Source organism: Hyella patelloides LEGE 07179, assembly GCF_900659865.1.
GTDB lineage: Bacteria > Cyanobacteriota > Cyanobacteriia > Cyanobacteriales > Xenococcaceae > Hyella > Hyella patelloides.
Map to the genome: position 1 here is coordinate 1 of NZ_LR213835.1, position 21,130 is coordinate 21,130.

Sequence of the window (21,130 nt, forward strand, 5' to 3'; positions counted from 1 at the left end):
GGTATAAGTTGTGTCGATCGCGACTTAAAATCCAAAAAAATGCAGATATTAAATTTAATTTGAGGCTATTGAACTTCTTCAATCTCTTTTTCTGTCTAGCTTTTGAAATTTAGATGCGTTTGCCCTGGTCCTAAGTTTTAGTCTAAGTAGGTTGACCTAAATAAACTGAACCAAGTAAACGAATGTAGGCGTTGGTAATTTGATGTATGACGTACAAAAGCAAGACTTGCCCATGTCGAGGAAACCTTATCCGAAGGTGTATCCTTTAGGGCGACGGGCTTCCTTGCTCAATGTTTCTGTTCGTAGCTTTAAGCTCTAAGACGGGGCGTATCCCCATTCGAGGACAATGTAAACTCTTGGGGAAACACGGCGGTCACACGATTCTGGGGTTTCCCCAGAATACGCCACCTCCCCAAGAGACAGCCCCTCCTCTAAGCTCTAAGCTTCTTGCTCCGTCCCTATGTTCGAGGCTTGTCCTCGAATGGGGAAAACCTCGAACGGGGCGGTGCGTGACCGAAAGGAATCCTTTAGGGCTTTTTTAAGAAGAGTACAGTATGAAAATTTAAAAATCATACCTTGATTCACCAACGCCCGAATGTAAAGATGCTCAAATTCAACCTATGGCATATAAATCACATTGAGTTTACAAAGTGAAACATAGTTTACTTTAATCATCTCGACCTACTTAGTAAGTTTATGTAATGTTGTTTTTAAACACGAGATTATTTACTCAGTAAGAGTTACAGTCGACATACGCACAAAATGGGACACGATGTTAAGCAATGTTAAGTTAGTGGTTTATTTCAAGTATTCCAGAATTCTTGCTAATTATAATGAATCTTTCTCCCGTTCGTTTGTCTTAGATATTAGGTCGTCAATAGCTTTTTCCCACACAGTCATTGACAGATCAGCTAGGTCGTAACTACATTCAAAATAAGGCTCTCTAGCATCATTTCTGACGTTAATCATTCTGACATCTATTGTGGCTATTCTAGGATTAGAAAATACTGTTATTTCTAGTTTTGACTCGTTTCCTTGATAAAAATAGCAAGGTACTTCCTTTAGATGTATGTTGGTTTTATGTAATTTGCGGTCTAAAAAATCAACTACATTTGAAAAGTTGCGCTCGATAGCTTGCACTTTTTGTTTGTCTAATGCTGTCATAAGTTTCAATTGAGCAATCGCCCAAAATACACCTCAATCATCTTAGCGGGAGTGACTTTTTCCAGTACACGATTTTGACGTTGGAAAAGGAACTTACATAGAATATTAGCAGACATCAATAGCATCTGAAACCCCTAAGTGATAGCCTTGCAGAACCAGGAAATATATTTAATGCTACTAACACCGTACAATTATTCGACGATTTTTTGGATTTAGAGATTCAGATTACTCCACCCAGTCCACCATATTTTGAAGGACGTTTTTCCAATGGTTTAGTTGGGTTTTGCCAGGACATGGCAGACGCTATCATGCCGATCCCGAAAAAATGCAGCAAGAGTTAGCCAAGTGTCTAAGCTGGATGCAAGGGTAATACAGACTTTATCCCTTTACCTATTCAGTAACGCTATTTTCTAGCCGTAATAAAACTCTGCATTGGGCAATTTGCCTCCCAACAGTTTGGGGTTTTTTTCCATCAAGCGGGAAAACCAAAACTCCAAATCTTCTTGAGCCTCCACTGCTGTAACCATTTTCAAAGGGGTTTTTGCTAGAGAACTTTCAATTACTGGTGCTTTTAATCCCAGATATTTTGCTCCTAGTTGGGCTGCTTCTGCTGGGTTTTCAGTTGCCCAAGTAGTTGCATTGATGAGTTCTGTTTGTACTGCTTCAATTACCTCTGGATGCTTTTCAATAAGAGACGTTAAGGCTAGAGTTCCTGCTTGGGGTATGCGGGGTTCTCTGCCCGTTGCTTTTCCCCATTCTTCCTGAAGATTCAACACCGATTGCACTGGTATCCCTTGATTTTGACCCTGAATTTCTGCTCCTGTTCCTGCTGGTTCGGCCAGAAGTGCAGCATCTCCTCGTCCAGCTAACAATAATTGAACTGCTTGGGCAAAATCAGTTGTATATTGAATGTCTAATTCCTGTTCTGGATTTAACCCATTTTCACTAGCGAGGTAAAAGAATAACTGTGCTGGTAATCCTCCTCGGAAAGGAATCAAGAGCTTTTTGCCCCTCAAATCCTGCCAACTGCTGATGTTTTCGTCCCCACTCCAAAGATTCAAGACACCCCAGACTAAAACATTGAGTAACTTGATCGGGACACCTCGCTGATAGAGATTAGCTGCTAGAGATGTGGGTGTGGCAGATATTTGCAATTGATTAGAAACTACCTCGGCGCGGAGTTGATCGTGAGTTTTCCAAATGCTCAAATCAACTTCTTGCGCCAAAGCTTGAATCTGAGCTTGCTCGGATAGATACGCCAGCAGCACCGTAATCACGATGGGAGAACCCCCAATGGTTAATTTTCCTAGCTGCTGATTTTGAGATTGAGAGAAAGCTGGACTATTAGAAACCCACAGGGGAGAAGTTAAAGTTAACCCTGTAGTAGCTGTGAGAAATTGTAAAAAACGACGACGGTTGGCGGAGAACATAATAAATTAGTTATTAGTTATCAGTTACTTTGACTTTTCATAAAGTTAGGATGAGAGGCGATATTGTTCAGATGGAAACAACTGCTAACTTGGGGTAAAGCGAGGAGTTGAGAAACTTCTTGATAGATATAGACTTCATCTCTGGTAGCGGGAGACTGGGGAGATTGCCACTGATGTACTATACGACTGGGAGAGGGTGACATTACTAAAATGCGATCGCCAAAGCGAACGGCTTCAGCTAGATCGTGGGAGATGATACAAGCTGCCAATTTGCGATCGCTCAATAATTTCAGTAACATTGCTTGAAACTCTCGCCTTCTACCGATATCTAAGCCTTTGAATGGTTCATCTAGCAAAAGTAAATCGGGATTAATTGCCAAAGCCCGACCCAAGGCTACGCGCTGCTGCATTCCGCCACTAAGTTGATGTGGGTAATGATTAAGAGCTTTCTCTAAACCTAGTTGTTGTGCCAACTCTTGGGAATAGCGATCGCGTTTTGCTGGGGAAATACCTTGAGCTTTGAGTCCAAAAGCGATATTTTCTTGAGTGGTTTGCCAGGGAAGGAGTCGGGGTTCTTGGAAAACGTAGGCAGTGCCAGCAAATCTGTTATTAACTACACCAGAATTGGGTTTAATTAAACCCGCAGCAATTCGCATCACTGTGGTTTTGCCACAGCCAGAAGGTCCAGTTAAGCAGAGGATTTGTCCTGGAGCTAAAGTGAGGCTGACTCCATCAAGGATTGGATAGAGGTCATATTGGTAGTAAATGCGATCGAGAATTAACAAGGAACTTCCAGATTGAGGATTTTGAATATTAGACGTATGGATTAAAACTGCTTCGCGATCGGCTTTAAGCTAATTAAAAGTAGATTTAAACTACTAATAACATTGAAGATTCTTCATCTTAAAAAGATAGAATTCTTGGACTTTAACCCAAGCTTATAGCTACGAACAAAGTGAGGTTAAAAAGCAGATGGTGTTTTTAATGCTACCTTGTTCTATGTTTCTGTACGTCGCCAAGGTTCTAATAGATAACGGAGGGGACGCAAAATTAGATATTCGCCGATCCAGATCGAGACTACCACAATTGCAATCCAAGCCATTACCTCATCAGTATCCAGATTAATACGAGCCAGATTTAACTCCGCTCCGATTCCTGTTTCTGAGGATAACAGTTCCGCCATCACTGCTACTCGCCATGCCAATCCTAGCCCCGCTACCAGAGAGGGAAAAATGTAAGAAAGTAAATGGGGAAAATAAAGGTCAGTCAATAGCACATTTTGAGGTGTGCGAAATAGACTAGCCATTTCTAACAAAGGAGTGGGAAAAGTTTGTATAGCTTCTACTGCACCAATAAACATAATGGGCAGAGTAGCTACGGTAATGGTAAAAATGGGAACTGCATTGCCAGTGCCAAACCACAGTAAAGCCAGAACAATCCAAGCGATGGGAGGAATGCCCTGAAGCGCGCTAATAATGGGGCTAATTGCCTTTTTAAACCACAACTTAATACCTGCTATGATGCCCAAAAAAATTCCTAGCAAGACAGCAATAGTGAAAGCTGCAAGGAGGTGAAAACTGGTAGTTAAAAGAGCATCTCCCAATTGTCCCGTAGTTGCCAAACGCCCGATGGCTATACCAGTTTCCCTAGGGGAAGGTAAAACTATAGAGCCATACTGCATAGCCCCTAACTGCCATAAAATTAAAAAGATTGCTAAACCAACTAGCTCAGGCAAAATGGGTTTTAAATGATATAGAGGTTTTTTACTCCACAAAGTCAAGTTCATGGGGATTTCTGGATTGATCTCCTCAGTAACTTTAAATGTTGAGCTAAAAATTATCTTTTTGTCAAAAGACAAAGCGTCAAACTTAGAAAGAATCTATCTACAAATTCGACCAGTTGTCTTTTGACGCAGGTTGCTTCTGTCTTCTAAACTATTCCGATACAAAAAATTACAAGTTAAATGCTTTTCCCAAAAAACATTTAACCCAAGTGTGAGGAGTCAATAATGTTTAAAAATTGGTGGAGCATTTTGGGACTGAGTTTCCTTGCTTTATGCTGTGTTTCAGGTGTTAATGCTAAAGCAAGTGCGAATGAAATTGAGCCAAAAAGCTCGACGAAAGCACCACAACCATTAGGACAAATCAACTCCGTTTCTCAACTGCGAGATATTTCTCCAGAAGACTGGGCTTATGAAGCACTGAGGGGTTTAACTGATCGTTACTTCGATGCGCGTTCCCTTGCGCCTGACGGCGACGCGGGGTCGCATCGCTGTATCGTGGGTTTTCCCAATGCCACTTACCGAGGAGAGCAAGTAATTACTCGCTATGAATTTGCTGCGGGTTTAAATTCCTGTTTACAACAGATAGAGCGGTTGATTGCCTCTTCTGAAGCTGTTGTCGAAGAAGATATTCAAACCATACAAAAACTTGTCCAAGAATTTGAAGCAGAACTGGCTACCATAGGGACGAGATTAGATAGTCTAGAAGGTCGTACCGCTTTTCTCGAAGATAGTCAGTTTTCTACTACTACCAAACTGGTAGGAGAAGCTGTTTTTAGTGTTAGTGGAGCTTTTGGAGACGAAAAAGCCAATGATAGTGGGGAAGATCTAGAAGACCAAATCGTCTTTAATAATCGAGTGCGCCTCAATTTTAATACCAACTTTACAGGCAAAGATTTGTTGAAAGTTCGTTTAGATGCTCTTAATACTGTTCCTTTTGGCGTAAATGTTACGGGAACTAATATGACTCGTCTTGCTTTTGAGCGCAATACCAATAACTCTTTAGTAATTGGTAAATTATTTTACCGTTTTCCATTAACAGAGAAATTACGCTTTCACATTGACGCTACCAGAGGACGTTTTAATCTTAATGCTTCTGATAATTTCAACAAACTCTTTGCTAACGCCATAACTGGTTCCATATCTCGTTTTGGTAGGTTTAATCCTATTTATATTCAAGGTGCTGGAGGTGCAGGTATAACCGCCGTGTATGACTTCAGCGACTCTGTGAGTCTGACTTTAGGATATCTGGCGAGAAATGCCGACAATCCTAATGAGGGTGATGGACTGTTTAATGGTTCTTATGCTGCTTTGGCTCAGTTAGCTGTCAAGCCAATTGATAATCTCGATCTAGGTTTAACCTATGTGCGTGCTTACTATCCTCAAGATGAAGCTTTTGTTTCAGGTTTGACAGGAAGCCAACTAGCGAATACCCCCTTTGGTGAGGTTGCTACTTCTGCCGATCATTTTGGAATTCAATCTAGCTTTCGTATCAGTTCGTCTATAAATCTGTCGGGGTGGGCTGGTTTGACTCTCGCCAATGCGAAAAGTAATGGTGTTGGGTTTAACGATGCTGATGTAAATCGTGATGATGATGCGACAATCTTCAACTGGGCTGTTACTTTAGGTGTTACCGATTTGGGTAAAGAAGGAAGTCTGGCTGGATTGGTTATCGGAAATCCACCGCGAGTAACCAGTAATGATAGTGGTTCTGAAAATAACGATATCTCTTGGCATTTGGAAAGTTTTTATCGTTATCCCGTGAGCAACAACATCAGCATTAACCCTGGTTTGTTAGTTGTGATTAATCCTGAAGGAGATAATGATAACGACACTATTTATGTAGGAACGATTCGTACTATCTTTCAATTTTAAATAGTATGGCATTTTTGTTGGTATACATTACGCTTAATGTGAATTAGCTTCGTTGTGAATGAGGTTTAAATCATATTTTATTTGGGTAACACTCTGATTTAAAGTATGAGATAAAGCAATTAAATAGCAACAATATGACTTTATTTACCCGCGAACAAGTTCTCAGTCAAATTCAAGAACAAAAGGCTTTTTACCAATCAGAGTTAAGTAATATTGATTTAAAATACGCTAACTTAAATCAAGCTCAATTTCCCGAAGCATATTTAAGAGGTGCAAATTTGAGTCACGCTTCTTGTCAAAAAACCGATTTTAGTAGAGCTATTTTGCGGTTTGCTAATTTAAGTAATGCTAATTTGACTAATGCTATTTTAACCAAAGCAGAATTTAATAGTGCTTGTCTGAACAAAACTAATATTAAAGAAGCCAAGGCAACAAAAGTTAAATTTTATAGTGCGAATCTTGATTTTTTAGAAGCTCCCTTTGCCTTAATGACTGATGCTGATTTACGAGAAGCAAAGGGTACTAACTGTAACTTTAGTGGAGCAAGTTTAGAGAGAATCAATCTCACTAAAGCCAGTCTTCCCCATAGTAATTTTAGCCATACCAAGTCCCAAAAAGCGATCGCATTTCAAGCAAATCTAACTCATACGATCTGGAGAGGCTCGGATTTATTGAAAGCTAATTTTAATCTCAGTAATCTCACCGCATCGGATTTCAGTGAAGCCAATCTGGTAGATGCTGATTTTACTGCTGCAAATCTTACTGACGCTAATTTAACTCAAGCAGAGTTAATAGAAGCTACTTTAAAACAAGCAATCTTAGAAAGAGTTGATTTTACCGATACTTCTTTTTTAACGGCAAATTTAGAAGGTGCAACATTTAGAGAAATCTATTTTAAGGGAACTATTTTACAAGATGCCAATTTAGAAAATACTGTCTGGGATAAGGTTGATTTTATTGATTGTAATGTTGATAATGCGGTGTTTACCAAAGCAAAAGGTTTAACCCCAGAACAAAAACAATGGCTGCGTAAAAACGGTGCGCTAAATGTCCCCCAATAGGTTTAAGCTGTTATGTTTTTAAACGGGTGGTTAAGGCGAGGGAACAAGGAAAAGCCCATTACTCATTACTCATTACTTGTTACTTGTGAATCTCAGCACCTCTGGTATGAAATCTGGACGGGTGATTTTTACCCCATCCAGCTTGCCTTCAACCTTAATCTTTACTCTTTAGCTTGTCTATATGAAGACTTGGTGTCGAAATTGTTAATCTCTTACGTGCTTTAGCACGGGGTTTTAAACCGATGAGAGATGATAAGGCGATCTCACTTGACTCCATAGCCCACATAAAATCGCCCCAAACCATCGAATCGATCGTACTCATCCCTTATTTTTCTGCAATGCCAGATTTTGATAAGCTCAATTGCTCTCGACTCAGAGATTCTACAAACTTGTAAGTTCCGAAAATACGATCCCACCAATCTACAGCCAAACCAAAGTTGCTATCCCATTGATTGTCTTCATGATGAACATAGTGAATCGGCATTTTCATCCAGAAACATTTAGTTGGATTGTAGTGTTGTATTTGATGAGCATAAGAAGCAAAAGCTGCAAAAGCTACTGTACCCAAAATAAAAATAATTCCTACTGATAGGGAAATAAAAAAAGTTGGTAATACCAGTAAAGATACTAAACTAAAATCGAAAAAATCTCCGACAAATCCTTTAGTTTTATTAATATGATGATGATTATAGTGAGTCGTAATTCCATTGCCAAATTTCGGCCAAAGGTGCATCAAACGATGCACCCAATATTCAAGAAAGCTACCAAAAATAAAAGCGAACACGAAACAGGCAAATAATTGCATACTTTTTTAGTTTGTCCTCAAAACAAATTTGTATTAATTTTTGCTCTAATAATTTAAGCAAAAATATTTACTGCTAGTTATACTAAGCTAATATGACTAAATAAGGTAATATGACAACGCAATCATAATCTAGTTGTATAGAGCGATCGCCAATATAAGCTAGCGAAGCTGTTTAATGTCTATCGGTCAGAGAGTGCGTGATGTATGGTAAAGTCCTGACGGGTCTATATTTTGATAGATGAGCTAGATGGACAATTAATAAGCATCGAACCCACCGAGAGTTGAGAATATGCAACGCTCAAAATTTAAAATATTCAAGATGTCTTCTCGGCTAAAGTATCAGTTAATATAGAAAATGCTACCCAAAACGCGATCGCAAAACCATGAGTGACTCTCAAGATAAATCCACCTCTTCCAAAGCGGCAAAAAAAGAAGTTACGCCTTTGAGTTGTTTCTTTGCCTCTGTAGTGTCTGGAGGTATTGCAGTAATGGTTTATTTCCTCATGAGTGCAATTGTGGAAACTTATGCAGATAAACCGATAGTTTCTCCCAATGTAATCGTCATTAAAATAACTACTGCGGTGCGAACTTTAGTTATTGGAATGGCTGCTTTGGGTACGGGGGTTTTTGGCTTGGTAGCGATCGGTTTATTTCTTTTGGGTATTCAAGTAACTATCAAAAGTCTGACTAATAAAGCTTCTAGTGAAGGGTGATTGTTATTGTGCGATCGCTATCGAGTTTGATTTCAATCACTGTACTCAACATATTCTATTGGCTTTTCTCCTACACTAATACATCTCTCAATAATTGGAGATAGCGATGTAGCTTGCCATATTTATAAACGCGATCTTCCAAAAATAAGAATTAAACTTGATATTTAAAACAATTTTTAGATCCCTATCTCCCTCTTTCTTAATTTATGAATAACAACACATTAGGCATTGTTATAGGCGGGATTATTCCTGCTCTTTTGTATGGTATTTTTGCTATTACAATGAAAGCAGGAGCAAGTTACAAAATATCTACCTCTTCCTATTTAATAATTATCGGGTTAGTAATTGCTTTAACAGGATTATTAGTCAAGCCTCTATTAAATGAAACAGGAACATCTCTTAATTCTACGGCTATTGCTTTTAGTATTTGCTCGGGATTATTGTGGGCATTAGGTACAGCTTTAGTTAATTATTCTATTCTTAAATTTGACACTCCTTTAGCCATTTTAACTCCTCTTTATAACATGAATACTTTAGTTGCTGTGTTGGGAGGACTTATTATTTTTGCGGAGTGGAAAACAGTTAATTCTGTAGTTGCAATAATAGGAACAATATTAGTAGTTTGTGGTGGTATTTTATTGTCTAGAGCTTGATAAACTGTCATGCATTTAATTTGATGAGCAAATCTGTGAAATTTTTAATACCCATGACAAAATAATTATTAACTGATTGTTTTAATCATTTTCACATGAACAATACCAGCCTCTTTAAAAGAAGCTCCTATTTGCTCAAAACCTAATTGCTGATAGAGTTGTTTGATATATTCTTGAGCATGAACTATGGCTATTTTATAATTCTTACTAGCAGCTATTTTTAAAGCTGTTTCCATTAACTTTTTACCAACACCATTACCTCTGGCTTCTGATAATACGGCTAATCTTTCTATTTTGACGAGAGGAAATTCTTCTGGTAAAGAAGCATATTCCATATGCGAAGCGGTATCCTTTAGGGCTCCCGTATTGACAGTTTGCTCTTTAAGATATCTGATTCTGGCTGTTCCTACTGGTTTGCGATCGAGATAAGCTAATAATTGTATAGCTGTTTCATCTAAACCATCAAATTCTAAATCTTCAGCTACTCCTTGTTCTTCTTGAAATACCTTAACCCGAATAGCTTTAATTGCTGATATTGCTTCAGAATAATTAACTTGTTCGATCTGTAATTTGCTCATACCAATAAAAAGAAATTAATTATAGTAGTTTTTAAGCTCTTAGGTAATACAATTTCTCGCACATTAGCAAGAAAAAGCTAGCAATACGCAAGAAAGTATTAATTTTACAAAGCTTAAAGCTTTAAGCTAAAAAGGGTTAATACCCATCCCAAATATAGCTATAAGCGCGATTACTATGGAAGGCTATAAGCTTAAAGCTTAAAGCTTATAGCTAAAGCCGTAGGCTTTGTAATTTCTTCTTAAATTTATTTAACTATTATTCCTTACGTAAAATAGAAACTTCAAAGGGTTGTAGGGTTTGAGGTAAATTAATTATTAAATTATCTTCTAAAACATTAGAGACTAAAACTCGCCAATCATGAGTTTCAAGATCGCGATCGATAACGAACTCTTTTTCATAAGAGAAGTTAATAATCATTAATATTTTTTCGTCTTTACTTTCTCTTATATAAGCTAAATGTTCGTAAGGATAATTAATTAAAGTATACCAATTACCTTGACGTAAAGCTTTACTATTTTTTCTGACTTTGATTAAACGACGATAAAAATTTAAAATAGATTCTTCCTGAGCCAATTCACTAGCAACATTAACTTCTTTGTAGTCTTGATTTACTGGGAGCCAAGGTTCAACATCTTTACCAAAGCTAAAACCAGCATGAACAGAATCATCCCATTGCATGGGAGTTCGCGCACCATCTCTTGTTGGAGGGGTTTCTTCAGTATCGCTTTTTACGACTACTCGATCTTTAATTTTATCTTCGGGAATATCTTCATTATCTACCATGCCAATTTCTTGACCATAATAAAGAAAAGGTGTTCCTTTAACAGTTAGTAAAATAGCTGCTGCTGCTTGGGCAATTCCTAATGGATTAGTACACAGACTACACTCAATCCAACGGGATAAATGACGAGGAAGATCGTGATTATCTAAGAAGTAAGTAGGACGAGCATTGTTTGGGATTGTTAGCTCTTTTTCTTCAATTACTCGTTGTAAATAACCTGGATACCAAGGACTCATCGCAAATTGAAATGCAAATGGTAAATGCAACTCATCATTATTTACACCATAAAAACTATTAGAGTCATAAAGAGAACTATCAATAAAAGTTTCACCAATTAAAACCCTGTCTTCATACTCATCAATAATGCTTCTAATTTCTTTGATTATTTGATGATTTTCTGGTAAATTTTTATTGTATAGATGATGCTGATTATCATACTTATTACGATCTTTAGCATCAAATTTCATCGGATTAAAACGATAATATTTATCTTTACTGTAAACGCTAGATGCATCCAAACGAAAACCATCTACGCCTTTATCTAACCAATAGCGAATTATTTGAAAAACTTCGGCTCTTGCTTCAAGATTCTGCCAATTGATATCAGGTTGATTTTTATTAAAGGTATGATAATAATATTGTTGTCTGGCTTCATTGAATGTCCAGGCACTACCACCAAAATAAGATAGCCAGTTATTAGGAACACTACCATCTGGATTGGGGTCTTGCCAATGATACCAATCACTTTTACTATTAGTTTTACTGGAGCTAGATTCGAGAAACCAACTGTGTTGATTAGAGGTATGATTAACCACTAAATCTAAGATAATTTTAAGACCTCTTTTATGAGCTTCTACTAGTAAATTTTCAAAGTCTTTTAATGTGCCAAACTTTGCACTAATATCATAATAATCGCTGACATCGTAACCATTGTCAGCCATTGGCGATTTATTAATAGGAGAAAGCCAAATAGCATCTATTCCTAAAGAGGTTTTACTATCAGGATTACCATCATTTAAATAGTCTAATTTTTGAGTGATTCCCTGTAAATCTCCGATTCCATCTCCATTACCATCAGCAAAAGTTAAGGGGTAAATTTGATAAATTATGCCATCTTGCCACCATTTTCGCTCGGTATAGTTTGGGGATTTATTCATTATTAGCTAATTATTAATTGTTGAAGGTTATTTACTTTTAAACAGTTATTTTATTGTTTTTGCCTTACATTACAAACTTCATTTTATTACATAAAAAATAATAAACATTGCTTTTTGACTATTTTTGTTAAGCAAAAACAATACAATCGACATAACTGAACTTTTTTGCCTATTACTAAATTGAGGTATGATAGACAAATAGATAATTATCTCAAATATTGCTCAAAAGAAAAAATTAGATAGTAAACAGTATAAGGTATTAATGTTTTAAGGTTGCTATATTATGTCTACAGAAATAGTTGCGATCGCAGTAGGGCTTGTTATTGCTTGGCTCATTTTTACCTGGATGGTTCAGATTTTAAAAGCGAGCGTTTCTACTGCTTTTACCATTGGGATTTTATTATTAATTTTGCAAATTTTCTTTGGTATTAATTACGAGCAAATTTTACAGGAATTTAATAAAATTGCTCAGCATTTTTTATCTTAACAGAGCATTTTTCTGAGTTATGAGGTATTATATCGAACTTTGGAAAAAATTGGAATTAAGTGGTGTAACTCTGTGTCGTCCGAAGGCGCAAAAAAGAAGAGTTAAAAATTAAAAGTTAAGCAATTGGTTAGGATTATTTTATCCTAATAAAATACTAGTTTTCTAGATAAGGAATGAGAATTTAAGAAAATCCAAAATTAAAATATCGGTGTTACGCTTATGCTAACAACACCATACCTAATCTGTAAGTTATTTAATTCACGATCCTAAGTGCTATATAGAAATTAATAATATGGCAGAAAACCATCTCAGTATATACCGCATTTATTAATTTTTTTAGGTAACTTTTCAATATTTATTATTCAGTGATAAGACTGAAGACTGGCAGATTTATTAGTTCAAAGTTATGCTAGTAGTCGATTTTACGGGTATGGGTAATTATCATGACTAAAGAGTCCCAATCTTACACTGAAAAAAAAAGATTTAGTATTGTTCATAAACCATTTTCAACAGGACAAGTTAACCTTTTTAATCCACCAAAAAAGAACCCTAACGGTCAACACGGGAGTCCCCATTCGAGCATAAATGGAAAATGCTTCTTGACCAGAAGCATTTCCTCCCGTCATTTGACTTCAGCAAAACTATTAGATGACGATCTTCGATTATGGGATGATAACTTATTAGATAATGATAATGATGAACTCACACAACATTTAGAACATTCTGAAGAAGCACAAAACCCTAAGACAGAAGAGCTAAATATTAAACCAAAAAAGTTTTTTAACAGTTGGAAAATTAGTGCAATTTTTTTGATAATTTTAAGTCATTTAATTGCTGCTGTAGCTATTTTTATTCACAAGCAAAAAACTGAATTTATAGCTTCTAGCTCCGAAAATAATCAAGAATTAATTACCGCAGGAAAGAGCGATTTAACTACACAAGAATTTGTGGAACTTAATCTCGGTAATTTGAAAAATATTGCCACTCCCACCACAGAAAAAACGCGAGATGACGAAGAAGTGCCTCAAGATAAATTACCAGATAATCTTCCGTTAGCAATTCCACCAACTAACTTACCGCAAGATATTATTATTCCTCAAGTTAAAAACAATTCCCAGTATTATTATATATTAACCGAATATACAGGCGATCGCTCTCTAGAAATAGCTAAAACTAAAGTTCCTAATGTTTCTTTAGTCAATTTTCCCCAAGGAGTTTTTATTTATATGGGTGCTTTTACTCAAAAAGAACCTGCTCGTGAATTTATAAAGCACCTCAAAGAATCAGGATTAGAAGGTTATATTTATCCCTTTGAATAGTGCATAAATTATCCGAAAAAAACAGTAACTACACATAATTATTCACAAATTTGGTTGTTTCCTATTTTGATGTACTTTCTTTGATTTTTTTTGGCATGGGAACAGAACAAACAGTCAAGAGCTAAATTTTAAGATGACCCAATATGAGATAATTGTCAGTTAAGTACAAATTAACATTATTAATAATCCATTAAGCAATGACGAAAACAGCATGGGTATTTCCTGGACAAGGTTCTCAAGTAGTAAATATGGGAATTGACTTACAAGCAATTCCCTCGGCTCAAACTAAATTTGAAATTGCCGAACAAATTTTAGGTTGGTCAGTGTTGGAGATTTGTAAAGGAAAAGAAACTACTTTATCTCAAACCCTCTATACTCAACCTTGTTTGTATGTAATTGAAGCAATTTTAGCTGATTTACTAATAGAGAAAACGGGACTACCTCAGCTAGTAGCAGGTCATAGTTTAGGAGAATATGTTGCTCTATACACAGCAGGAGTTTTTGATTTTGAGTCAGGACTTAGCTTGGTAAAAAAACGAGCGGAATTAATGACAAATGCTGCTGGTGGTAAGATGGCAGCATTAATGAAATTTGACCGCGAACAACTAGAAAGCCTGATTAATAGTAGAAAAGATGTTGTTTTAGCTAACGACAATAGTAGTAGTCAAGTAGTTATTTCTGGTACACCTGAAGGAGTTAACAAAGTATTAGCAGAAGTCAAAGCAAAACGAATAGTAGAGCTTAATGTTTCGGGTGCTTTTCATTCTCCTTTAATGACAGAAGCTTCTGCACAATTTCAAACAATACTAGAGCAAGTTACCTTTAATGAAGCTAAAATCGCCGTCTTATCTAATGTCGCTCCTTCACCTAGTAGTAACTCAGCAGACTTAAAACAACGTTTAATTGCTCAAATGACAGGTTCGGTAAGATGGCGTGAAATTATGGAACAGTTGAGTAAAGAAGAAGTGACTCAGGTAGTAGAAGTAGGGCCTGGTAAAGTGTTAACTGGTTTAATAAAACGGGCTTGTAAAGATGTAGAATTAGCTAACGTGGGAACTTTAGAGCAATTAGAAAAACTCGGTTGAATATTGCAGTACGTTGATTGGTTAGAACAAGTTTAGTTAACTATTAGACATCTCCAGAAACCTCGATTTTTAAAGGGTATCATAAGGGTTTCAGCATAATTATTGGAGATGTCTATTCATAAGTAGCCCTCAAGGACTCGCTATCGCGTCCCAGTAGCAAGTATCCTGAGACAAATGCGTATTGATAGTTGTGAAGTGTTGGCTGTTTATTCTACCAACAACTAATTCTAGGGTTTTAGAACCTAAAGAGCGATCAAGAGCGACAGCTACTAACTAATAACGACGGCGGATGGCTATTTATTCTCCAACCCAGAAATAACATAGGCTTCTCTGCCGTTTTTCTGGTTTAAGGGAAACAAAGGAGCGGACAATACCCTTTAATTCTTTGTTGTACTTCATCCTTCATCCATCATCCTTGTAATATCCACCCATAGTAAGTTCGGTTTTACGGGTTAAAAGAAACAAAAAACACCGATAGTATAGTGATCGAGTAAAAACCAGTAATATTACTTATCTAACCAAATTAAGTGATTTAGACGATCTATCGATCGCCGATTCAATTTGGGTACTAATAATAATAACTAACGATAATGAGCTATTGGTGGAGGTTGAAGAAAGAGTGGGAAATAGGTTGTTACAAACTTTAAGTGATGTCTTGAACGATTGTGAAAACCAATTTGTTGACGATCGCAAAATGTTGCCAGAAAACTCATCTATACGGTCGTTGAAGGCTCAAAGAGAATGGTTTGGAGCGATCGCAGCAGCCGAAAGCCTTCTCAAATATACCATTGACTGTAATTCTTATGATGGGGAAACTCTTCAAGGTTTGGTCTTTTCTTCCCCCGTACCTGTTTTTAGCAATCTTTCTGTGATATCCCATCTACAAACAGGGCTTTTTACTCCTGAAGCTTTTCAATTTAAAGCCTTAATGCCTTGTTCTCAAGAAGATAAGAATACTCAAGTTTTAGCAAAATCTCCTTTATGGAAATTACCCTTAATTCCTAACGATCCGATTATTCAGGAACAATTTTGCTTTATCTTCACCACTACCTTTGCTTTAGTAATGGTGTTGGGAAAAAATCAAGCAGGAAATCCCCAGTTTCATTTTTCTTTTGCACCAGAAACTATCGATAAAGCTTGGCAAACTTTGCGATCGCGTTTAGTATTGGTTAATTATCCAGAATTATCCCAATTAGATGCTATGGTAGCTAATTTTAGTCCTAATTGCCCAGATTACCGCTTAGTTAGTCAGTTTAGCCGACAATTACTCCATAATTTACCTAATTTAACTGCCTTAGCTATTGAAAATACTCGTGAGGGGCTGACTCCGCCCTCGAAAGGCGGTGCTTATATGTCCCGTCAGATAGAAACCGTTACTCCTTCAGAATCGGCAACTGAACCCGTAGAGTATACCCAGTCTTTACTCCATCCCAACAGCCAGTTAGAGATGGAATTACTTCAGGCGTTAACCCATGAAATCCGTACTCCTCTGACAACAATTCGTACCCTAACCAAACTATTACTGAAAAAGAAACAAGATTTTTCGGCTAAGGTTATTCAGCGTTTACAAGCGATCGATCGCGAATGTACCGAACAAATTGAACGCATGGAATTAATCTTCCGCGCTACCGAGTTAGAATCAACTCCTGTAACCAAACAACCAGTTCACTTAACTCCTTGCTGTTTGGAAAGTCTCTTACAACAAACTATTCCTCGTTGGGAAAAACAAGCACAGCGACGTAATGTCAATTTGGATGTTAGCGTTCCCCGACATTTACCCCAAGTAGTCAGCGATCCTGCTATGTTAGATCGAGCCTTAACTGGTCTAATGGAAAGCTGTACCCGTAGTATTTCTAATGGAGGACAAATTCAGGTTAATGTTTCCACTGCTGGCGATCGTTTAAAGCTACAAGTAATCTCTCAAAGTGATAGTAGCAAAAACCCTTTTAAAGCTCTCGGTCAATTATTAATGTTCCAACCAGAAACAGGATGCTTGAGTCTTAATTGGGATGTAACTAAAAATATGTTCCAAGCTTTGGGAGGGAAAATGACAGTTAGACAAAAAACCCAACAAGGAAAAGAATTAACTATTTTTCTCCCTTTAGGAAAAAGGATTAACAATCATCGATAAACAGGATAAACTAAAACTTGCTTGGCGATTAAGGAAGTAAAATATGGAATTAGAATATCCCGATGATTTAAAATACCTTGATACCCACGAATATGTACGTTTAGATGGAGAAATCGCAACTATTGGTGTTAGTGCCTTCGCTCTAGATCAATTAGGTGATATTGTCTTTTTAGAATTACCAGACGTGGGAGATTCTTTAGAATTAGAATCAAATTTTGGCACAATTGAGTCAGTAAAAGCAGTAGAAGATTTATATCCTCCCGTTTCTGGAACAGTCATCGACCGTAATGAAACAGCTATTGAAACCCCTGAATCAATTGTAGAAGATCCCTATGGAGAAGGTTGGTTACTCAAGATTAGAGTTGACAATCTTGATGAATTAAGCGATCTGCTTTCTGCATCTGAATATCGCGCCCAAGTAGAAGGGGAAGACGAATAAATTTTTAAAGCCATAATTAGCGTTGCCGATTTGGTTTCAAAAATGAGAAGTTGGGGAAGAGCGCAACTTTGCAAAACATTTGTCCCCTGACTTCTTTAATTTGAGTCGCGTCTACTTTGAAAACAAAGACGCGGTATCAATCGTGAATATCGTGTAACTACTTTAGTCTAAATGTCTAATCTTGATAGAAAGACATATAGCAATCAATAAACCGTAAATATATTAATACTAAGTAAATATTTTATTTTAATTTACTCAATTATTATTTATCAGCTTAATTACTGATAGTGAAAATACTATGAGTATAAAACTGTTTTTGTAAGCAGCAAGATATATTTATAGTTTGGATAATTATAAAAATTTAAGTTCAGTAAAATTACTAAATTACTAAATTACTGTGTTAATTAATAACTTATAAGAAAGTATTAAGCATCCGTATAATTACTAATATTGTATTGCTATCTTTTAATTATTAATTATAAAAAAAGTATAGTCTATAAAATTTAAAACAATAATATTTAGTAGTTAATACCAAATCAAAAAATGTTTGCGACATATCAAGGCAATCAAAGGTTAGGGCGAGGCATACCCCTCCCTAATTAATTATTGTGATATTCAATACCATTATTTATACGATAAATATTTTGATTTAAGTACAATTACTGATGCTAAAACATCAAAGTAATAACTACTTAAGTATTAACTTCAAGCAATAAAAACTAAGGGAAATTTTCTCCTGATAAATACTGAAGGCACTAGCATATTTCTGTGATTATAATGCAGTGCAGAAGGGTTAAATAATAATTATTGCTCTATCTCTGTACTCTAGAAAATACCTAGAAATTTAATGAAAATTAATCGTAAAATTTACTCCAAAGTAGCTCTATTCTTACTTGGAGTTTCTCCTATTGTTTGGAATGCCAACCCTGTTCGTGCAATCACTGGAACTGAGGCTATTGATAATACTAGCTTTACAGTAACTCCTAGTACTTTGGGTGATAATTCCGCATCTGGTGCTTTGGCTATCGATAATTCTGAATTTGGTGATATATTTGCTGATGGAGACACTTTTCTTCTATTAGGTGCAACCAGTGACGATGCTAGCATTGCTGCTAGTTCTGATGATGTCAACTCAAGCGGGCAGTCTGGATTATTCTCTGTAACTACTGACAATATTACTAATGGTTTAGATGTTACCTTTGATTGGGCATTTCAGGGTAATGGTGAAGCTTCAGATTCATTTTCTGTCAGTATCGCAGGCTCAGGCGGTCTTGTCACCCTATTGAATCAACCAACTTATGGTGGTGGAACTTTTAGTCAGAATGTAGATGTTAGTAGTTTAACTGCTGGTGATTATACTTTCTTTATTAGTCTAGCCGAGTCTAATACTCCTTTTTCTGGTAACTCCGCAGCAGGTTTTGATAATATATCTATTACAGAAGTTCCTTCTGCTGCTGTTCCTTTTGTATTCTCCCCCGCTCTAGGATTATTCTTCGTGGGTGGTTTGTTCGGTGGTTCTTCTTACCTCAAGCGCAAACAAACAGCTAAAATTGACTTAAAATAAGACTAATTTTTGAGTATGCAATGCTTTGAGATATTGAAGTTATAGAAAGTGTTCCATAAGAATATCTAACTCAAATAAGTAAAAGCTTGTTTTGAGATAGGTGCTACTAGACCAATTTAAAGTAATTTAATAGCTTGTTTTGCTGAGTCAGAACAGGTTATTTTTTGTAATTAGATGAAATATAAATAAAGAATGATGCACATATCATTTTGGTAAGGGCGAGGTTGTTCGCCCTTACAATGTATTCGTAGCAAGCATTTAAGTATTTCATATTACGTAATTCTACGGAAAATTTTTAAAATAATTTTGCCAGATGTCAATTTATTTTTATGCTGTACTGAGAATTAATTTATCTAAAAAAAATGCGCGCAATGAGTAAGTTGCTTTTTTTGGGTTCTGGGTCAGCTTTTACAGTGGGGGCAAATAATTTTCAATCAAATATTTTATTAATTCATGACAATAATCAAAAGCTCTTGTTAGATTGCGGTTCGGATATCAGATTTTCTCTATACCAAGCGGGTTTTTCTCATTTAGATATTACAGATATTTATATTAGTCATTTACATTCCGATCATGTAGGTGGCTTAGAATACATTGGTTTTAATACTAAATTCGATCCGAAATGCGATCGCCCTAATTTATATATCCACGAACAATTAAAAGATGATATTTGGCAAAAAACTTTAGCAGGAGGAATGAGTTTTATTAATGAAAGTATTGTAGAAATTAATAGTTTTTTTAAGCTATTTCCTATAGCTAGCGATCGAGGTTTTAATTGGAATAATATTAATTTTAAATTAATCAAAGTAGTTCATATTAATAAATATAAAAATTTAATGCCTAGTTATGGTTTATTTTTTGCTATTAACAAACACAAAATATTTTTAACTACAGATACTCAATTTTGCCCGTTAGAGCTTAGTCAATACTATGAAGAAGCAGATAGTATTTATCAAGACTGTGAAACAACTTCACACCCAACTGAAGTTCATGCTCATTATCAACAATTAAAAGAATTACCTAGTAGTATTAAAAATAAAATGTGGCTTTATGGCTATCAACCAGGAGAATTACCTTCAGCAAAAGCAGATGGCTTTCAAGGTTTTGTTAAATGTGGTCAGGTATTTAATTTCTAACAAATAGTTTGTTTTGAAAAGAAAAAAAATGAAAAAGTAATGAGTAATGGTTTATTTGATAAATGGTATAATTACCGACCACTAACCACTAAAACCTAACCAAACCTCATACTTAAATCTAACCAACGAGAACGAGTTATTGTAGCAGAAGTTGATATATAGTCTACTCCTGTTTCTGCAATGATTCTAATATTATCTAAAGTGACATTTCCTGAAGCTTCAATTTTGATATTCTGCTGACTAGCTTTGATTAACTGTACCGCCTCTTTCATCATTTCAGGTTGCATATTATCCAGCATAATAATATTAGCTTGTGCCTCAATTGCTGCGGTTACTTCTGTTAAGTTAGTAGTCTCTACTTCTACGGTAGTTGTATAAGGAATGTTTTGACGTACTAAATAAACCGCATTTTTGATTCCTCCTGCTGCTTGGATATGGTTGTCTTTAATCATCACTGCATCATCTAAACCCATGCGATGATTACCACCACCACCTACGGCGGTAGCATATTTTTCTAAAATTCTTAAGCCTGGAGTGGTTTTACGAGTATCAACTAATTGGGTAGGTAAATCGGCAATTTCTCGGACGTATTTATTAGTCATAGTGGCTATTCCACTAAGATGCATAACTAAGTTTAAGGCTACTCTTTCTCCTGTTAATAATGGTTGTACTGCGCCAGAAAATTCAGCAATAGTTTCGCCTTTGCTTACTGATTTGCCTTCTGTAATTAAAGGTATAAAGATCGCAAATTTATCTAAGATTTCAAATACTCTTTGAGCTAAAGGCAATCCTGCAATAGTTCCTGCTTCTTTAGCAATCCAATAACCTTTAGTCTGAATTTTATTAGTTTTAAAAATACCCAAAGTAGTGCGATCGCCCCTACCAATATCTTCTTGTAACCAATTATTTAGTAAAGGATCGAGTACAATCCAAGGAGGTAATATTGCAGACATTTTTGAAGAATAAAGGAT

20 protein-coding genes and 1 pseudogene are annotated in these 21,130 nt (G+C 36.1%); 12 read left to right on the forward strand and 9 right to left on the reverse strand.

The annotated features are described in order from the left end of the window. Window positions 1–828: 828 nt before the first annotated feature. Window positions 829–1,164, reverse strand: coding sequence for a hypothetical protein (locus H1P_RS12810; RefSeq protein WP_144867661.1), 336 nt, complete (start codon window positions 1,162–1,164; stop codon window positions 829–831). Window positions 1,165–1,435: 271 nt separating this feature from the next. On the opposite strand from H1P_RS12810, the pseudogene H1P_RS39365 reads away from it, so the two are divergent. Beyond that, window positions 1,436–1,534, forward strand: a pseudogene (locus H1P_RS39365) (MBL fold metallo-hydrolase); the annotation flags it as partial. Window positions 1,535–1,574: 40 nt separating this feature from the next. Here H1P_RS39365 and H1P_RS12820 read toward each other — a convergent pair. The 3 genes from H1P_RS12820 to H1P_RS12830 all read right to left on the reverse strand — a co-directional run bounded on the left by H1P_RS12820 (window position 1,575) and on the right by H1P_RS12830 (window position 4,380). Then, a complete protein-coding gene (locus H1P_RS12820; protein WP_144867663.1) occupies window positions 1,575–2,594 on the reverse strand; it encodes an ABC transporter substrate-binding protein in 1,020 nt (339 codons plus the stop codon). Window positions 2,595–2,614: 20 nt separating this feature from the next. After that, the gene (locus H1P_RS12825; protein ID WP_144867665.1) at window positions 2,615–3,379 is read right to left on the reverse strand and encodes an ABC transporter ATP-binding protein; all 765 of its coding nucleotides are present in this window, start codon (window positions 3,377–3,379) and stop codon (window positions 2,615–2,617) included. 212 nt (window positions 3,380–3,591) lie between these two features. Then, window positions 3,592–4,380, reverse strand: coding sequence for an ABC transporter permease (locus H1P_RS12830; protein WP_144867667.1), 789 nt, complete (start codon window positions 4,378–4,380; stop codon window positions 3,592–3,594). Between the two features lie 222 nt (window positions 4,381–4,602). On the opposite strand from H1P_RS12830, the gene H1P_RS12835 reads away from it, so the two are divergent. Then, on the forward strand, window positions 4,603–6,249 hold the full coding sequence (locus H1P_RS12835) for an iron uptake porin (RefSeq protein WP_144867669.1): 1,647 nt from the start codon (window positions 4,603–4,605) through the stop codon (window positions 6,247–6,249). A gap of 134 nt (window positions 6,250–6,383) precedes the next feature. After that, entirely contained in the window at window positions 6,384–7,310 is a 927-nt protein-coding gene (locus tag H1P_RS12840; protein WP_144867671.1) for a pentapeptide repeat-containing protein, read from the forward strand. A gap of 154 nt (window positions 7,311–7,464) precedes the next feature. On the opposite strand, the gene H1P_RS36035 is transcribed toward H1P_RS12840, so the two are convergent. Both H1P_RS36035 and H1P_RS12845 read right to left on the reverse strand, forming a co-directional pair. Next, entirely contained in the window at window positions 7,465–7,632 is a 168-nt protein-coding gene (locus H1P_RS36035) for a hypothetical protein (protein WP_186375948.1), read from the reverse strand. A gap of 3 nt (window positions 7,633–7,635) precedes the next feature. Continuing rightward, on the reverse strand, window positions 7,636–8,115 hold the full coding sequence (locus H1P_RS12845) for a sterol desaturase family protein (protein WP_144867673.1): 480 nt from the start codon (window positions 8,113–8,115) through the stop codon (window positions 7,636–7,638). Window positions 8,116–8,498: 383 nt separating this feature from the next. Here H1P_RS12845 and H1P_RS12850 point away from each other — a divergent pair, with 383 nt between their 5' ends. Both H1P_RS12850 and H1P_RS12855 read left to right on the forward strand, forming a co-directional pair. Then, a complete protein-coding gene (locus H1P_RS12850; protein ID WP_144867675.1) occupies window positions 8,499–8,828 on the forward strand; it encodes a DUF3082 domain-containing protein in 330 nt (109 codons plus the stop codon). Window positions 8,829–9,034: 206 nt separating this feature from the next. Further along, window positions 9,035–9,481, forward strand: a complete 447-nt coding sequence (locus H1P_RS12855) for a hypothetical protein (protein ID WP_144867677.1) — start codon at window positions 9,035–9,037, stop codon at window positions 9,479–9,481. A gap of 68 nt (window positions 9,482–9,549) precedes the next feature. On the opposite strand, the gene H1P_RS12860 is transcribed toward H1P_RS12855, so the two are convergent. Next, entirely contained in the window at window positions 9,550–10,059 is a 510-nt protein-coding gene (locus H1P_RS12860; protein WP_144867679.1) for a GNAT family N-acetyltransferase, read from the reverse strand. A 256-nt stretch (window positions 10,060–10,315) separates the two neighbouring features. After that, complete coding sequence (locus tag H1P_RS12865) at window positions 10,316–11,998, reverse strand: glycoside hydrolase family 13 protein (RefSeq protein ID WP_144867681.1); 1,683 nt, start codon at window positions 11,996–11,998, stop codon at window positions 10,316–10,318. A gap of 283 nt (window positions 11,999–12,281) precedes the next feature. Between H1P_RS12865 and H1P_RS12870 the strand changes: the two genes are divergently transcribed. The 7 genes from H1P_RS12870 to H1P_RS12900 all read left to right on the forward strand — a co-directional run bounded on the left by H1P_RS12870 (window position 12,282) and on the right by H1P_RS12900 (window position 20,159). Beyond that, window positions 12,282–12,485 (forward strand): hypothetical protein, encoded by a 204-nt coding sequence (locus H1P_RS12870; protein ID WP_144867683.1) that lies wholly within the window; start codon window positions 12,282–12,284, stop codon window positions 12,483–12,485. Between the two features lie 443 nt (window positions 12,486–12,928). Beyond that, a complete protein-coding gene (locus H1P_RS12875; protein ID WP_144867685.1) occupies window positions 12,929–13,804 on the forward strand; it encodes a hypothetical protein in 876 nt (291 codons plus the stop codon). Between the two features lie 197 nt (window positions 13,805–14,001). Further along, window positions 14,002–14,889: an ACP S-malonyltransferase gene (gene fabD / locus H1P_RS12880; RefSeq protein WP_144867687.1), complete on the forward strand. Its 888-nt coding sequence runs from the start codon at window positions 14,002–14,004 to the stop codon at window positions 14,887–14,889. 619 nt (window positions 14,890–15,508) lie between these two features. Further along, window positions 15,509–17,020 carry a sensor histidine kinase gene (locus H1P_RS12885; protein WP_144867715.1) on the forward strand — a complete coding sequence of 504 codons (1,512 nt, stop codon included), beginning with the start codon at window positions 15,509–15,511 and terminating at the stop codon, window positions 17,018–17,020. Window positions 17,021–17,063: 43 nt separating this feature from the next. Next, window positions 17,064–17,459, forward strand: a complete 396-nt coding sequence (gene gcvH / locus H1P_RS12890; protein ID WP_144867689.1) for a glycine cleavage system protein GcvH — start codon at window positions 17,064–17,066, stop codon at window positions 17,457–17,459. Window positions 17,460–18,306: 847 nt separating this feature from the next. Then, on the forward strand, window positions 18,307–19,023 hold the full coding sequence (locus tag H1P_RS12895; RefSeq protein WP_144867691.1) for a PFE-CTERM domain-containing protein: 717 nt from the start codon (window positions 18,307–18,309) through the stop codon (window positions 19,021–19,023). Between the two features lie 371 nt (window positions 19,024–19,394). After that, window positions 19,395–20,159 carry an MBL fold metallo-hydrolase gene (locus H1P_RS12900; protein WP_144867694.1) on the forward strand — a complete coding sequence of 255 codons (765 nt, stop codon included), beginning with the start codon at window positions 19,395–19,397 and terminating at the stop codon, window positions 20,157–20,159. Between the two features lie 95 nt (window positions 20,160–20,254). On the opposite strand, the gene nadC is transcribed toward H1P_RS12900, so the two are convergent. After that, entirely contained in the window at window positions 20,255–21,112 is an 858-nt protein-coding gene (gene nadC / locus H1P_RS12905) for a carboxylating nicotinate-nucleotide diphosphorylase (RefSeq protein ID WP_144867696.1), read from the reverse strand. Window positions 21,113–21,130 lie beyond the last annotated feature (18 nt).

Coding starts and splice junctions, on each gene's coding strand:
- H1P_RS12895 (WP_144867691.1), top strand. CDS start 18,307: ATGAAAATTAATCGTAAAATTTACTCCAAAGTAGCTCTATTCTTACTT.
- H1P_RS12810 (WP_144867661.1), bottom strand. CDS start 1,164: ATGACAGCATTAGACAAACAAAAAGTGCAAGCTATCGAGCGCAACTTT.
- H1P_RS12840 (WP_144867671.1), top strand. CDS start 6,384: ATGACTTTATTTACCCGCGAACAAGTTCTCAGTCAAATTCAAGAACAA.
- fabD (WP_144867687.1), top strand. CDS start 14,002: ATGACGAAAACAGCATGGGTATTTCCTGGACAAGGTTCTCAAGTAGTA.
- H1P_RS12850 (WP_144867675.1), top strand. CDS start 8,499: ATGAGTGACTCTCAAGATAAATCCACCTCTTCCAAAGCGGCAAAAAAA.
- H1P_RS12820 (WP_144867663.1), bottom strand. CDS start 2,594: ATGTTCTCCGCCAACCGTCGTCGTTTTTTACAATTTCTCACAGCTACT.
- H1P_RS12870 (WP_144867683.1), top strand. CDS start 12,282: ATGTCTACAGAAATAGTTGCGATCGCAGTAGGGCTTGTTATTGCTTGG.
- H1P_RS12830 (WP_144867667.1), bottom strand. CDS start 4,380: ATGAACTTGACTTTGTGGAGTAAAAAACCTCTATATCATTTAAAACCC.
- H1P_RS12845 (WP_144867673.1), bottom strand. CDS start 8,115: ATGCAATTATTTGCCTGTTTCGTGTTCGCTTTTATTTTTGGTAGCTTT.
- nadC (WP_144867696.1), bottom strand. CDS start 21,112: ATGTCTGCAATATTACCTCCTTGGATTGTACTCGATCCTTTACTAAAT.
- H1P_RS36035 (WP_186375948.1), bottom strand. CDS start 7,632: ATGAGTACGATCGATTCGATGGTTTGGGGCGATTTTATGTGGGCTATG.
- H1P_RS12835 (WP_144867669.1), top strand. CDS start 4,603: ATGTTTAAAAATTGGTGGAGCATTTTGGGACTGAGTTTCCTTGCTTTA.
- H1P_RS12860 (WP_144867679.1), bottom strand. CDS start 10,059: ATGAGCAAATTACAGATCGAACAAGTTAATTATTCTGAAGCAATATCA.
- gcvH (WP_144867689.1), top strand. CDS start 17,064: ATGGAATTAGAATATCCCGATGATTTAAAATACCTTGATACCCACGAA.
- H1P_RS12855 (WP_144867677.1), top strand. CDS start 9,035: ATGAATAACAACACATTAGGCATTGTTATAGGCGGGATTATTCCTGCT.
- H1P_RS12900 (WP_144867694.1), top strand. CDS start 19,395: ATGAGTAAGTTGCTTTTTTTGGGTTCTGGGTCAGCTTTTACAGTGGGG.
- H1P_RS12865 (WP_144867681.1), bottom strand. CDS start 11,998: ATGAATAAATCCCCAAACTATACCGAGCGAAAATGGTGGCAAGATGGC.
- H1P_RS12875 (WP_144867685.1), top strand. CDS start 12,929: ATGACTAAAGAGTCCCAATCTTACACTGAAAAAAAAAGATTTAGTATT.